The sequence below is a fragment of the Cupriavidus ulmosensis genome (assembly GCF_977008105.1).
This window is the reverse complement of the sequence record NZ_CDRMWP010000002.1, coordinates 2,058,813-2,072,884: the sequence shown is the minus strand read 5'-3', so window position 1 is coordinate 2,072,884 and position 14,072 is coordinate 2,058,813. Positions and strand designations below refer to the sequence as shown.

Annotated in this window: 11 protein-coding genes; 5 read left to right on the top strand and 6 right to left on the bottom strand. The window is 71.1% G+C overall.

The annotated features are described in order from the left end of the window. Positions 1-139: 139 nt before the first annotated feature. Together shc and ACWTPI_RS28885 are read left to right on the top strand one after the other, a co-directional pair. A complete protein-coding gene (gene shc / locus ACWTPI_RS28890; protein WP_020202937.1) occupies positions 140-2,107 on the top strand; it encodes a squalene--hopene cyclase in 1,968 nt (655 codons plus the stop codon). Between the two features lie 59 nt (positions 2,108-2,166). Next, complete coding sequence (locus ACWTPI_RS28885; protein WP_059411849.1) at positions 2,167-2,799, top strand: phosphorylase; 633 nt, start codon at positions 2,167-2,169, stop codon at positions 2,797-2,799. A 137-nt stretch (positions 2,800-2,936) separates the two neighbouring features. Here the strand turns inward: ACWTPI_RS28885 and ACWTPI_RS28880 are convergent, their stop codons facing one another. Both ACWTPI_RS28880 and hpnN read right to left on the bottom strand, forming a co-directional pair. Further along, positions 2,937-3,836 carry an MlaA family lipoprotein gene (locus tag ACWTPI_RS28880; RefSeq protein ID WP_454733463.1) on the bottom strand — a complete coding sequence of 300 codons (900 nt, stop codon included), beginning with the start codon at positions 3,834-3,836 and terminating at the stop codon, positions 2,937-2,939. A gap of 13 nt (positions 3,837-3,849) precedes the next feature. Continuing rightward, positions 3,850-6,522 carry a hopanoid transporter HpnN gene (gene hpnN, locus ACWTPI_RS28875; protein ID WP_454733462.1) on the bottom strand — a complete coding sequence of 891 codons (2,673 nt, stop codon included), beginning with the start codon at positions 6,520-6,522 and terminating at the stop codon, positions 3,850-3,852. Between the two features lie 491 nt (positions 6,523-7,013). On the opposite strand from hpnN, the gene ACWTPI_RS28870 reads away from it, so the two are divergent. After that, complete coding sequence (locus ACWTPI_RS28870) at positions 7,014-7,652, top strand: MlaC/ttg2D family ABC transporter substrate-binding protein (protein ID WP_020202933.1); 639 nt, start codon at positions 7,014-7,016, stop codon at positions 7,650-7,652. Between the two features lie 76 nt (positions 7,653-7,728). On the opposite strand, the gene hpnH is transcribed toward ACWTPI_RS28870, so the two are convergent. Both hpnH and ispH read right to left on the bottom strand, forming a co-directional pair. Then, a complete protein-coding gene (hpnH, locus tag ACWTPI_RS28865) occupies positions 7,729-8,898 on the bottom strand; it encodes an adenosyl-hopene transferase HpnH (RefSeq protein WP_059411490.1) in 1,170 nt (389 codons plus the stop codon). A 34-nt stretch (positions 8,899-8,932) separates the two neighbouring features. Continuing rightward, positions 8,933-9,937, bottom strand: a complete 1,005-nt coding sequence (gene ispH, locus ACWTPI_RS28860; protein ID WP_029043595.1) for a 4-hydroxy-3-methylbut-2-enyl diphosphate reductase — start codon at positions 9,935-9,937, stop codon at positions 8,933-8,935. Positions 9,938-10,094: 157 nt separating this feature from the next. Here ispH and hpnA point away from each other — a divergent pair, with 157 nt between their 5' ends. Further along, positions 10,095-11,096 carry a hopanoid-associated sugar epimerase gene (gene hpnA / locus ACWTPI_RS28855; protein ID WP_454733461.1) on the top strand — a complete coding sequence of 334 codons (1,002 nt, stop codon included), beginning with the start codon at positions 10,095-10,097 and terminating at the stop codon, positions 11,094-11,096. Between the two features lie 49 nt (positions 11,097-11,145). On the opposite strand, the gene ACWTPI_RS28850 is transcribed toward hpnA, so the two are convergent. Both ACWTPI_RS28850 and ACWTPI_RS28845 read right to left on the bottom strand, forming a co-directional pair. Beyond that, a complete protein-coding gene (locus tag ACWTPI_RS28850; RefSeq protein WP_454733460.1) occupies positions 11,146-12,285 on the bottom strand; it encodes a glycosyltransferase in 1,140 nt (379 codons plus the stop codon). A gap of 38 nt (positions 12,286-12,323) precedes the next feature. Continuing rightward, positions 12,324-13,220, bottom strand: a complete 897-nt coding sequence (locus ACWTPI_RS28845; RefSeq protein ID WP_454733459.1) for a ferritin-like domain-containing protein — start codon at positions 13,218-13,220, stop codon at positions 12,324-12,326. A 470-nt stretch (positions 13,221-13,690) separates the two neighbouring features. Between ACWTPI_RS28845 and ACWTPI_RS28840 the strand changes: the two genes are divergently transcribed. Next, complete coding sequence (locus ACWTPI_RS28840; protein WP_020202927.1) at positions 13,691-13,978, top strand: hypothetical protein; 288 nt, start codon at positions 13,691-13,693, stop codon at positions 13,976-13,978. Positions 13,979-14,072: the final 94 nt, after the last annotated feature.

The following is a 14,072-nucleotide window of genomic DNA, read 5'->3' as shown; positions in this document are numbered from 1 at the left end:
TGCGCGCCGTCGCCACCCCGCGGGCCTGGCGAGCGCGCAGCATTGCTGTAATCGCGTTGTTGAAGAGAGGACATCGAGACCGATGAGCCAAGTAGCAATATCTCCCGATCCGGCCGCTGCCGCGGCATCCGTGCAAGGCATGGCGGAGACGGGCGCGCTGGAAGGCGCGATCGGCCGCGCGCAGGACGCGCTGCTGGCGGCCCAGCGGCCGGACGGCCACTGGGTGTTCGAGCTGGAAGCCGACGCCACCATCCCGGCCGAGTACGTCCTGCTGGTGCACTACCTCGGCGAGAGCGCCGACACCGTGCTGGAAGCCCGCATCGCGCGCTACCTGCGCCGCATCCAGAATGCCGACGGCGGCTGGCCGCTGTTCCACCAGGGCGCCTCGGACATCAGCGCGAGCGTGAAGGCGTATTTCGCGCTGAAGATGATCGGCGACGATCCCGAGTCCGAGCACATGCGGCGCGCGCGCGCGTCCATCCACGCGCAGGGCGGCGCCGAGGGCAGCAACGTCTTCACCCGCACGCTGCTGGCGCTGTACGGCGTGATGCCGTGGCAGGCGGTGCCGATGATGCCGGTGGAGATCATGCTGCTGCCGCTGTGGTTCCCGTTCCACCTGTCCAAGGTGGCGTACTGGGCGCGCACGGTGGTGGTGCCGCTGCTGGTGCTCAACAGCCTGCGCCCGCAGGCGCGCAACCCGCGCGGCGTGGGCATCGACGAGCTGTTCGCGCGCCCGTGCCAGGCCGCGCGCCTGCCGCCCAAGGCGCCGCACCAGAGCCGCGCCTGGTTCAGCTTCTTCCGCGTGGTCGATGCCGGCCTGCGCGTGGCCGAGCCGCTGTTCCCGCGCGGCCTGCGCAAGCGCGCGATCGCCCGCGCCGAGCGCTTCGTGCGCGAGCGCCTGAACGGCGAGGACGGCCTGGGCGCCATCTTCCCGGCGATGGCCAATGCCGTGATGATGTTCGACGTGCTCGGCGTGCCGAAGACCGACCCGGACGTGGCGGTGGCGCGCGCCTCGGTCGAGAAGCTGCTGGTGGTGCATGGCGACGAAGCCTATTGCCAGCCGTGCCTGTCGCCGGTGTGGGACACCTCGCTGGCCAGCCACGCGCTGCTCGAGGCCGGCGGCGCGCGCGCCGAAGCGGCCGCCGAGCGCGGCCTGCAATGGCTGCTGCCGCTGCAGGTGCTGGACGTGCGCGGCGACTGGATCGTGCGGCGCCCGCAGGTGCGTCCCGGCGGCTGGGCCTTCCAGTACGCCAACCCGCATTACCCGGACGTGGACGACACCGCCGTGGTGGCGATGGCGATGGACCGCGCCGCGCGCGTGGGCGCCGGCGCGCCGGCCGTGACCGCGGCCAGCCATCGCGAGCGCTATGGCCAGGCCGTGGCGCGCGCGCGCGAGTGGGTCGAGGGCATGCAGAGCAGCAACGGCGGCTGGGGCGCCTTCGAGCCCGAGAACACGCACGAGTACCTCAACAACATCCCGTTCGCCGACCACGGCGCGCTGCTCGACCCGCCCACCGCCGACGTCTCGGCGCGCTGCCTGTCGATGCTGGCGCAGCTCGGCGAGTCCGCCTCCAGCAGCGACGCCTTCCGGCGCGCGCTGCGCTACCTGCTCGACGAGCAGATGCCGGACGGCAGCTGGTACGGCCGCTGGGGCATGAACTACATCTACGGCACGTGGAGCGCGCTGTGCGCGCTGAACGCCGCCGGCATGGGCCCGGAGGCGCCGGAAATGCGCCGCGCCGCCGAATGGCTGGTCTCGATCCAGAACGCCGACGGCGGCTGGGGCGAGGACGGCAGCAGCTACCGCCTCGACTACCAGGGCTACGAGCCCGCGCCGAGCGTGGCCTCGCAGACCGCGTGGGCGGTGCTGGCGCTGATGGCGGCCGGCGCGGTCGAGCATCCGGCGGTGGCGCGCGGCATCGACTACCTGGTGGGCACGCAGCAGGCCGACGGCCTGTGGCACGAAGCGCGCTTCACCGCGGTGGGCTTCCCGCGCGTGTTCTACCTGCGCTACCACGGCTACGCGCGCTTCTTCCCGCTGTGGGCGCTGGCGCGTTTCCGCAATCTGCGCCGCGCCGGCACGCAGGCGGTGGCGTGGGGGATGTAGGCAGGGCAGCGGCCGCGCCGGCGCCGCGCCGCGCCGGCCCCACGCTGGTGGTGGCCGGCATGCGCTTCGAGGCCCGCATCGCCGCGGGCCCCGGCATCGAGACCCTCTACGGCCTGCGCGCCGAAGCGCTCGCGCAGGCCCTGCGCGAGCGCCTGGCGCGGCCCTGCGCCGGCGTCATCAGCTTCGGCGTGGCGGGCGGGCTGGCGCCCGCGCTGCTGCCCGGCAAGGTGATCGTCGCCACCGGCATCCACGATGGCGCCAGCTTCTGGCCGGCCGATGCCGGCTGGCTGCGCGCGCTCTCCCGCGCGCTTCCCGACGCGGCCGCCGGCACGCTGGCCGGCGGCGACGACCCCGTCACCGCCGTGGCCGCCAAGGCCGCCCTGCACGCCGCCACCGGCGCGCTGGCGGCCGACATGGAATCCCACATCGCGGCACGCATCGCGCACGCGCATGGCGTGCCTTTCGCCGCCTGCCGCGTGGTGGTGGACCCGGCCGCGCGCGAAGTCCCGCCCGCCGCCGTCGCCGGCATGGGCGCGGACGGCGGCACCGACATCGTTGCCGTGCTGAAGTCGCTGCTGGCCGCGCCCGGCCAGTTGCCGGACCTGCTCAGGCTGGCGCGCGACGCGAAACTGGCCCGGCTCGGGCTGGAGGCCGCGCGCCGCCGGGCGGGCGCGGGATTCGGGCTGATCTGATTTGGGGCTGGCCTGATCCGGGGCTGGCCTGCCTGGCGTTCCGCCGGGCCGCGCCCGGCGCCTGATCCGGACCCGAACGGGTGCCGGCACGCGCATGCCGCATGCGGGGCGCTCGCGGCGCCCCGCCGGCGTCCTTCCTATTCCTTCTTGCCGTCCCCTTCGGGGGCTTTCTCCGCGCCGCCGGCCGGCGGCGGCACCGGCTCGGCCGTGGCGTCGGCAGGCGCGGCGGATGTGGCGGATGCGGCGGGCGCGGCGGGCGCGGTAGCCGGCGTGCCGGGCGCGGCCGGGGCGGCGTCCGCCGGCGCCTCGTCGTCGTCATACTGCGGCAGCTTGCCGCCACCGCCGTCGATCAGGTACTGGCGCCGCTGCAGGTAGGCATCGCGCACGAAGCTGTAGCGGTCCAGCGCCGCCAGCGCCAGCAGGTCGGTCGCGCCCAGCGCGTTGGTGCGGGCATCGAGGAAGCCCAGGAAATACATGCCGTAGCGATAGTCCTGGTCGATCCAGGTGGTCGGCGAGATCTGGAGATTCACGTACAGGCCGACGCCGTCGCGGATCGAGCTCGGGCCGAACAGCGGCAGCACCAGGTAGGGGCCCGACGGGATGCCCCACACGCCCAGGGTCAGGCCGAAATCCTGCGAATGCTTGCCCAGGCCGGCCGGCGTGGCGATGTCGATCAGGCCGCCGATGCCCAGCGTCGAATTGATGGCGATGCGCATGAAGCTCTCGGCCGCGTCCACGCCCTTGCCCTGCAGCAGGTTGTTGACGAAATTGCCGACGTCGCCGATGTTCGAGTAGAAATTGGTCACCGCCGTGCGCACCGGCTGCGGCGTGACGGCGCGGTAGCCCTTGGCCAGCGGCGTCGCCACGTATTCGTCGAGCTTGTCGTTGACCGTGAACACGGCGCGGTTGAACGGCTCGATGGGGTCGGCCGGGCTGGCCTGCGGGCCGCTGGCGCAGGCCGTGGCCAGCAGCGCGAGGGACAGCGCGGACAGGAGCCGCGCCAGGCGGCTGGATCGGGAATCGGGGCGGTGGGTCATGGTTGGCGGAGGTTCATTGGGCCAGTTTCTTGGCTGACTTGGCGCGTTCGCGCGGCTTGCCCATCAGGATCGGCTGGAAGAAGACGGCGCCGGCCAGCGTGCACACCAGCGCCAGCGCCAGCAGCTTGCCCATGCTGGCGGTGCCGGGATGCTGGGACAGCCACAGGCTGCCGAAGGCGGTGGCGGTGGTGGCCGCGCTGAACAGCACGGCGTGGGTCAGCGGCGACTGCAGCAGGTGCGTCTTGCCCTGGCGCCACGCCAGCACGTAGTAGATCTTGAACGCCACGCCGATGCCGAACAGCAGCGGCAGGGCGATCACGTTGGCGAAGTTGAGCGGGATGCCGAACACCGCGCACAGCTCCAGCGTCAGCAGCGCAGACACCAGCAGCGGCACCAGCGTGCGCAGCACGTCGCCCACGCGGCGCAGCGTGATCCACAGCAGCAGCGTGATCGACAGCACGGCCCACACGCCGGCGTGGGCGAAGGCGGTCATGATGGTGTCGGACGAGCCGCGGATCGAGATCGGGCCGCCCACGGCGCCCGGCGCGACGCGCTGCACGGCGTCGATGAAGCGCTTGAGCGCGGCGTCGCGCAGCTCGCTGTCGCGGCTGGAGGCGTCGGCGTCGCCGGGCTTGGCCGCGGCGGGCAGTTTGGGGGTGACGCTGATCAGCGCCTGGCCGTCCGGGGCTACCCAGTCGCGCACCAGCGCCGGCGGCAGCGCGGCCTGCGTGATCGGCTGCGGCGACAGCATGCGCTGCAGGCGCGCCAGCGCCAGGCGCAGCGGCAGCGCGATGGCCTGCTCGGCGCGGTCGCGCGTGGCGGCATCGGCGGCGGCGAGCTTGCGCAGCGAGGCGGCCAGGTGCGCCGCTTCCGCCGCGCCCGGGCCGGGATGGTCCTCGGCGGCCAGGGCGAGCTGGCGCGCGGCGTTCTTGAGCGAGTTGACGCGGCGCTCGTCGTTGGCCGGCGTGGCCACGGCCTGCGTCAGCACCGGCAGCAGGCTGGTGGCGGCGTCGGCGATCAGTTCGAGCCTGGCCGGCTGGTCGTCGGGGATGAAGGTCTGCAGCGTGACCAAGCGCGCCACTTCCGGCAGCGCGGCGAGGCGGTCGGCGGTGGCCCGCGCGGCGTCCAGCGACGGCGCCAGCACGTTGACGTTGTCGGTGCCGGCCTGGGGCGCGTCCTTGAGCGAGAGCAGCGTGGCCATCGATTCGGAATGCGGGTCCTTCAGGTGCAGCGGATCGAGGTCGAAGCGCAGGTGCAGCAGCAGCGGCAGGCCGGCGAGGATCACGCCGAGCGTGGCGAACAGCACCTGGGTGCGGTAGCGCTCGAAGAAGGCATCGGCCGGCGCCAGCCACTTGAAGCCCGGCACGTCGACGCGGCCGGTCTCGTCCTTCGGGCGCATCACGGTGATCAGCGCCGGCAGCAGCGTGATGGTGGTGCTGAACGCCACCAGCATGCCCACGCCGGCGATCTTGCCCAGCTCCGCCACGCCGCGGTAGTCGGTCGGCAGGAAGCAGAAGAAGGCGGCCGCGGTGGCCGTGGAGGCCAGCGCGAGCGGCACGCCGACCGCCTTGGCGGTGCTGGCGAGCGCGTCGGGAATGTGCGGGTACGTGTGGCGCTCGGCACGGTAGCGCACGCCGAACTGGATGCCGAAGTCCACCCCCAGGCCGACGAACAGCACGGCGAAGGCGACCGAGATCATGTTGAGCGCGCCCACCATCGCCAGGCCCAGCGCGGCGGTGATGGCCAGGCCCACCAGCAGGCTGGCCAGCACGGCCAGGATCAGCCGCTTGGAGCGCAGCGCCAGCCACAGGATCAGGATCACGACCACCAGCGTGAGCATGCCGTTTACCGCCGCGCCCTGCTTGACCGAGGCGAACTCGTCGTCGGCCAGGGCCTGCGAGCCGGTCAGGTGCACGCTGGCGCCGTAGCGCTCGTCGAGGCCGAGCTTGAGCGCGGCGGTGCGGATGGCCTCGGCGGCACCGGCGCCGGCCTGGAGGTCGGCGTAGTCCAGCACCGGGCTGAGGGCGACGAAGGACATCGCCTCCGCGCCGGGCGCCGGCTGCTGGCTGGCGTCCACCAGCCCGGTCCAGGACAGCGCGCCCGGCTTGCCGGCCAGCGCCTGGTCGACGGCGGCCGCGCTGCTGCCGAGCAGCCTGGTCATGTCGGCGAGCTTGACCTGGCCCAGTTGCAGCGGCAGCGACAGCGTGGTGGTGAGGGTGTCGGACAGGCCGCGCAGGGTCGGGTCGTGCGCCAGCGCGTTGAGCAGCGGGCGCGCCTGCTTGAGCTGCGAGGTCACGTCGCGCAGCTTGGCGGTGTCGACGAAGAGCAGGCCGTTGCGTTCGAAGAAATCGCCGCCGCCGGGCTGGCTGACGGCGCGAAAGCGCGCAGTGTCCTGCGCCAGCGCGCCGGCCAGCTCGTCGGCGGCGGCATCGGCCAGCTCGGGCGCCGGCGCGCGCACCACCGCCAGGATCATCTGGTCGCGCTGCGGGAAGGCGGCGCTGACCGCGGCATCGCGCTTGGCCCACGGCTGGTCCGACTCCAGCAGGCGGCTGATGTCGGTGTTGATGGCGAAATGCAGGGCGACATAGATGCCGCTGGCGATGGTCAGCAACAGCGCAAGCGCGATCACGGGCCACGCGCGGCGGGTGGAGAACTTGACGATGCGAATGACCGACGACGTCATCATGGGCGTTTTGGGGGCCTGTGTGGGGGCCTGAGTGATGCGCCGGGGAGGGCGCGGTAAAAAAAGGTGCGGCCGCTGGCATGGCTGCCGGCATGACCGCTGGCACAACCGCCGGCATGACCGCGGCCGCGGCCGGCGCGGCTCGCGCTGCGGCGCGCAGCGCCGGGCAGCGCGCAAGGTAGCGCGCAAAGCAGCGCCGCGGCACAAAGCGGCAGCCGCGAGTATAACGGGCCGGCGCGGCAAGGCGCTCCGGCGGCGGGCCGCGCGGCGACACGATGGCGGCCGCAGCGGGGCGCGGCACGCCTGCGCATGGGTACGCTATACTGCCCCGTCACGCGTGCGCCGGCGGGCGGCAGCCTGTTTCCGGCCGCCGCCGGGTGCGCCGCGGCGCGCTTTTCATCCTGCTTTCCATCCGGCTTTCCCGGCGACTCCGCCGGCGAGTGCCGGCAGCGGCCCGGCAGCGGCCCGGCTGGCTTTTTCAGGTCTAAATTCGCATGAAGACACACGGTATTGCTTTCCAGGTCCTGGTCCCGCTCGCGGCGGTGGCGATGGTGTCCGCCGCGCAGGCGCAGTCGGTGGACCGGTCCTCGCCGGACCGCCTGGTGCGCGCGGCGGTCGAGGGCGTGATCGGCACGATCCAGTCCACCCCCGACACGCGCAACGGCGACCTGGCCAAGATCACGGCCGTGGTCGAGCGCCAGTTCCTGCCTTATGCCGATTTCGAGCGCACCACCCGGCTGGCGGTGGGCAGCGCCTGGCGCAATGCCTCGCCCGAGCAGCAGAAGCAGCTCTACGAACAGTTCCAGACCCTGCTGGTGCGCAGCTACGCGGTGTCGCTGTCGCAATTGCGCGAGCAGAAGGTGAAGTTCACCTACAAGCCGGTTCTCGCGGCGGCCGGGGCCAACGACGTGGTGGTGGAGACGCGCGTGCTGAACAACGGCGACGAGATGCAGATCGACTACCGCCTGCAGCGCAGCGGCAATGGCTGGAAGATCTATGACATCAACATGATGGGGGCGTGGCTGATCGAGGTGTACCGCCGCCAGTTCGCCGACATCGTCGCGCGCAACGGCATCGACGGCCTGCTCAAGTACTTGGCCAGCCACAACGCGCGCCAGACCGCGGACGCCTGAGCGCCGCGCGGCAGGCGCACGGAGGTACGCAAGGTACCTCCGGCATGGCGCCCCCATCGGCAGGGGCGCCCGTCGCTCAGTGCCCCGCCGCCGCGGCCTTGCGGGCGGCAGCGTCGTTGGCGGCCTTGGCCTTGGAACGGCCGATTTCCTCGAGCTTGATCTCGACGTGCTTCGAGAACACGTAGTCGGCCGGGCGCTGCTTGTCCAGCGGGATGTCCGGCGCCATCGGGCCCGAGGTGCGCACGCCGCGCAGGGACACGCCCAGCGCCTTGAGCGGATGGGCGATGGTATCGGCCACGGCGGTGGCTTCGAAGCCGCTGTGCACCATGCAGTCGGCGCACTTTTCGTAGTTGCCGGTGCCGTAGGCGTCCCAGTCGGTGGTGTCCATCAGTTCCTTGAAGGTCTTCACGTAGCCTTCGCCGACCAGGTAGCACGGACGCTGCCAGCCGAACACCGTGCGCGCCGGGTTGCCCCACGGCGTGCAGTGGTAGGTCTGGTTGCCGGCCAGGAAGTCCAGGAACAGCGTGGACTGGCTGAAGGCCCAGTTCTTGCCGTTGCGGCCGCGCTGCAGGATGTCGCGGAACAGTTGCTTGGTCTTGTTGCGGTTCAGGAAGTGCTGCTGGTCCGGCGCGCGCTCGTAGGCATAGCCCGGCGACACGGTGATGCCGTCCACGCCGATGTCCTTGACCGAGTCGAAGAACTTCGCGACCTTTTCCGGCTCGGCGTTGTTGAACAGCGTGCAGTTGATGTTGACGCGGAAGCCGCGTGCCTTGGCCGCGCGGATGGCCGCCACGGCGCGGTCGTAGACGCCTTCCTGGCTGACCGCGTGGTCGTGCATCTCCTGATCGCCGTCGAGGTGGACCGACCACACGAAGTACGGGTTGGGCTCGTACTGGTCCAGCTTCTTTTCCATCAGCAGCGCGTTGGTGCACAGGTAGACGAAGCGCTTGCGGGCGATGATGCCCTTGACGATCTCCGGCATGTCCCTGTGCAGCAGCGGCTCGCCGCCGGCGATGGACACCACCGGCGCGCCGCATTCGTCGACGGCGCCCAGGCATTCCGCCACGGACAGGCGCTGGTTCAGGATCTCGTCCGGATAGTCGATCTTGCCGCAGCCGTTGCAGGCCAGGTTGCAGCGGAACAGCGGTTCGAGCATCAGCGCCAGGGGATAGCGCTTGTTGCCGGAGAGATGTTGCTTGACGACGTAGGCGCCCACGCGGGCGACCTGCAGAAAGGGAATAGCCATTGACTTCCTTCTTGTATTGGGGGCGGCCGGATGATTATCCGGCGGCGGTTTGCGGGTCCGGCTGCGGCACGGCCTCGGGGGTGGCCTTGCCGGCGGCGGTGCGCGGGCGCGCGGGCGGGTCGGCCAGCTCGGCCGGCAGCCGGAATTCGGCGTGCTCCTCGCGGCCGTCCATGGTGGAGACTTCCACCGGACCCAGGCGGCGCAGCGTGGCGATCACGTCCATGACCATCTCCTCGGGAGCGGAGGCGCCGGCGGTGATGCCGACCACTTCGACGCCGCGCACCCACTCCGGGTCCAGCTCGCTGCCGTCGGCGATCAGGTAGCTGGGCACGCCGCTCTCGGTGCCGATCTCGCGCAGCCGGTTGGAGTTGGAGCTGTTGGTGGCGCCGATCACGAGGATCAGCTCCACCTGTTTCGAAAGCTCGCGCACCGCGCTCTGGCGGTTTTGCGTGGCATAGCAGATGTCGCGCGTGTCCGGTCCCACCAGGTTGGGGAAGCGGCGGGTCAGCGCGGCAATGATGTTGCGCGTGTCGTCCACGCTCAGCGTGGTCTGCGTCACGTAGGCGACCGGGGTGTCGTCCGGCAGGTCCAGCTTGGCCACCTCGGCCTCGCTCTGCACCAGGATCACCTTGCCGGGGATCTGGCCCATCGTGCCTTCGACTTCCGGATGGCCGGCATGGCCGATCAGGATCACGGTGCGGCCGCTGGCCGCGTACTGGCGGCCCTGGGTATGGACCTTGATGACCAGCGGGCAGGTGGCATCGATCGAGTGCAGCTCGCGTGCGCGGGCATCGGCCTCGACGTCCTTGGACACGCCGTGCGCGCTGAAAATGGTGACGGCGCCGCTCGGCACTTCGTCCAGTTCTTCGACGAAGCGCGCGCCCTTGCGCCTCAGTCCTTCCACGACGTGCTTGTTGTGCACGATCTCATGTCGCACGAACACCGGGGCTCCGTGCTTGAGCAGGGCGCGGTCTACAATCTCGATCGCGCGCACTACGCCGGCACAGAAGCCACGGGGTTGAGCAAGAATCACCTGCATAAAAATAGGCCCCCCGACCCAGTCAACGGGTTCAGCATTGGTTGATATTCCGGAATCACTTTCCCGTCATACGGTGGTTACTATATACCCGTGCCGCAACCTTTGCCTGGCACCTGGCATTAGCCAGTAACAATTTGAGGTTTTTTCCGTGAGTAATATGACGTCAGGAGACTATGTCCTGGTAACCGGCGCCTCCGGCTTTCTCGGCTCGGCCGTGGCACGGCAGGCCCTGGCACGGGGTTTCCGGGTGCGCGCGATGGTACGCGCCCAAAGCCCGCGACGCAACCTGGACGGGTTGCCCGTGGAGATCGTGGAAGGCGACATGCGCGACGCGCGCGCGATGGAAGCGGCGCTGCAGGGCGTGCGCTACCTGTTCCACGTGGCGGCCGACTACCGCCTGTGGGCGCCCGATCCCGAGGAAATCGTGCGTACCAACGTGGCCGGCACCGAGGCCGTGATGGGCGCCGCGCAGGCCTGCCGCGTGGAGCGCATCGTCTACACCAGCAGCGTGGCGACCCTGCGTGTCGCCGGCGCAACGGCGCCGGTCAACGAAGACGCGCCGATGAGCGGCCACGAGGCGATCGGCGCCTACAAGCGCAGCAAGGTGCTGGCCGAGCGCGTGGTGGAGGGCATGGTGGCGCGCGACGGGCTGCCGGCGGTGATCGTCAACCCCTCCACGCCGATCGGCCCGCGCGACGTGCGCCCCACGCCGACCGGCCGCATCATCGTCGAGGCGGCCAGCGGCAAGATCCCCGCCTTCGTCGATACCGGCCTCAACCTGGTGCATGTGGACGACGTGGCCGAGGGCCACATGCTGGCGCTCGAGCGCGGCGCGACCGGCGAGCGCTACATCCTGGGCGGCCAGGACGTCACGCTGCAGCAGATGCTGGCCGACCTGGCCGCCATGACCGGGCGCCGCCCGCCCACCATCAAGCTGCCGCGCTGGCCGCTCTATCCGCTGGCCTACGCGGCCGAGGCGGTGGCCCGCGTGACCGGCAAGGAGCCGTTCCTGACCGCCGACGGCCTGTCCATGTCGAAATACCAGATGTTCTTCAGCTCGGACAAGGCGCGGCGCGTGCTCGGCTACCAGGCGCGGCCCTACCAGGAGGCGCTGCGCGAGGCGCTGGAGTGGTTCCGCGCCGCGGGCTACCTGCGTTGAGCCGCGCCGGGGCACGGCCCGGCGCTCGCTCAACCGTGCTTGGCTGCCCTCAGCCGCGCTGGGGCGCCTGCGAGCGGCCCTTCCACTGGCCGCCCTTGCGCAGCCAGTAGCGGCGCGCCGAATCGACCGTGGCGCCCAGGTAGAACAGCGCCGTCAGCGGCAGCAGCGGCGCCAGCCACAGCGGCTGGCGGTACTCGCGCAGCATCGGCGCGTAGGCCACCGACATGGCCGCCCACGCCGCCCAGGCCGGCCACAGGCGCAGCCCGCCGGCCAGCGCCAGCAGCGGCGGCGCGAGGTAGGTCAGCACCATGCCGGCCACCGCGCCGGCCAGCAGCAGCGGCGAATAGTGCAGTTGCGTGTAGGCGCTGCGCGCGATCATGTCCCACAGGCTGCGCCAGTCGTCGTAGGGGCGCACCGAGATGCTGTCGTCGGCCAGGTCCAGGCGGATCGAGCCGCCTTGCTTGATGCACGCGGCCAGGCTGCAGTCGTCGATCAGCTCGCCGCGGATCGCGTGGAAGCCGCCGATGCGCGCCAGCGCCGCGCGCCGCGCCAGCATGCAGCCGCCGGCCGCGGCCGCCACCCGGCTGCGCGGGTCGTTGACGCGCGAGAAGGGATACAGCTTGGCGAAATAGAACACGAAGGCCGGGACGATCATGCGCTCCCACCACGAGGCGCAGCGCAGCCGCACCATCAGCGAGACCAGGTCGCGCTGCTCGTGCTCGGCGCGCGCCACCAGTTGCTTCAGCACGCCGGCGCCGTGATGGATGTCGGCGTCGGTCAGCCACACCCAGGCCGCGCCGGGCACCTGCGCGTCTGCCGCTTCCAGGCCCTGCGACTGCGCCCAGACCTTGCCGCTCCAGCCTGCCGGCAGCTCGCGCGCGGTGATCACGGTCAGCGCGTCCGCCTTGCCCAGCGCGGCGGCCGCGGCGCGCGCGTGCTCGGCGGTGCCGTCGGTGCTGTGGTCGTCCACCACCACCAGGTGCAGCCGCGCGGGGTAGTCCTGGCCCAGCGCGCTGGCCACGGCGCCGCCGATTACCGCCACCTCGTTGCGGGCGGGAATGATGGCGACGACTTCCGGCCAGCGCGCCGGCGCGGGCGACGGCGCGGGCTTGCGCACGCGCCAGAAGCCGCCGCGCGCAGCCAGCAGGACACACCAGATGGCGAGCGGGATCAGGGACAGCAGGAACATCTCAGGAGACTCCGGGGGACAGACAAGGTTGGGTGCGCTCAGCGCAACAGGCGCCGGGCGAGCCGGGCCAGCCTGGGCACGGTCTCGGGGCGCACGAGGCGGGGATCATATCCCGCCATGCGCCTTTCGTTCTCGCTCAGGCACAGGTCGATCATCTCGCGCGCGGTCAGGGTGGTGCCCAGGCCGGCCGAGTTGTTCATGTTCATCGGGAAATTGGCGTCCTTGGCCGAGCCGTCCGCCTCGATGCCGCGCGCGATGCCGATGCGCTCCCGGATCAGGAACAGCCACACGCGCGCCACCTTGAGCAGGTACAGCGGGCGCCGCCACCACGGCAGGCTGCGGCGGTACCAGGCGGCCCAGTTGACGAAGAACAGGATATGCCGGCCTTCCTCCTGGATGACCGGCTCGAAGGTTTCCACCAGTTCGGCGGGGAAATAGCCCGACTTCCTGGCCGCGGCGAACAGGCCGAAGGCGAAGAAGCTGTCGATGCACTCGCTGTAGCCGGTGGCCAGCCAGCCCCATTCCGGGTCGGCCGGCGGCAGGTACTCGGGCTCGGGCGCCAGCGCGATGCCGTAGGCCTCCACCAGCTTCGAGAGCACCACCTTGTGGCGCGCTTCCTCGGCGCCGTCCATCTCCAGCGCGCTGCGCAGCAGCGGGTCGGCCACGGTATCGGCGAACGCCTGCACGCGCACCGACGCGCGGCCTTCGGTCTGCACGGCGATGTCCCAGATCGGCAGCGAGGTCACGCGGCGCAGGGCGTCCGGGTCGAGCCGGGGCCAGTCGATCACGGCGGGTTTGTAGGGGTTGTGCGTCTGCAGCAGCATGTCGCAGAACAGGCGCAGGTGCCGGGCCGAGCCCAGGCGGACCGGCCCGGGCTCGGGGTCGGTCCAGTTGCGCATGGCGTAGTCCGCCTGCTCCACGGCGGTCTTCGCCATGATGGCCGCGGCGGCGGTTGCCCGGGCCTCGGCGCCGGATTCTTCGGTTTTCTCGGTTCTGCTGGGTGCGGCAAGCGCGTCTGACATCCCGGCTCCCCCTGGCAATTGACGATCCGGAGCCATTCTAGCGTGGCCCGGCGGGCTGCGTGTGCGCGGCAGGTATCAGAGGCCCCGGCGCGCCAGCGCCCGCGCGGGCTGCCGGCGCGCCGGACCGGGCCGCGCGTCATCCCGTTTCATCCCGCGCGATGCGGGCGAGGCGCCGCCGCGCGGTAATCGCGGTAATCGCGCGGCGGCAATTACGGTAATCGAAACCGGTGTTTGGGATATTTCTCAAGCTGTTTTGCGAAATGGCCTAGTAACCAGCCGCCGCGACTGGTCTCAAATCGCCTTGGGTTTTAGCGGCGCCTTGAACAAAAGCCCAGTTGCGGCGTCGATTTTGATAATCGAAGGACAACGAGGTTGGAGGCAATATGAATCGACTGGACACGGAGGAAACGGGCCGGATCACCATCACGGACCTTGGCCGGCTCACCCAGGTGCTCAAATGCGAGTACGACGCGGTCGTCACCAGCCAGGGCGACGGCTTCTGGCGCGTGCAGTTCCTGTTGGCGGGACACACCTACATGCTCGGGACCGTGCGCGGCAGCATCCGGCGCTGGCGCCAGCTCGACGCCGTGATCGCCTTCCTGCAATCCAACTGCCCCGACAGCAGCCAGGTCCGCCTGCAGATCGGGCCGTGGATGTTCTGCCGGAACTAGCCCGCAGGACGTACCCGGCGGCGGGCGCGTTCCGGTCCGCGCGCGCCCGCCGCCGACAAGAAACACCCCTGCGACTTCTCCGCAGGGCGTGGCC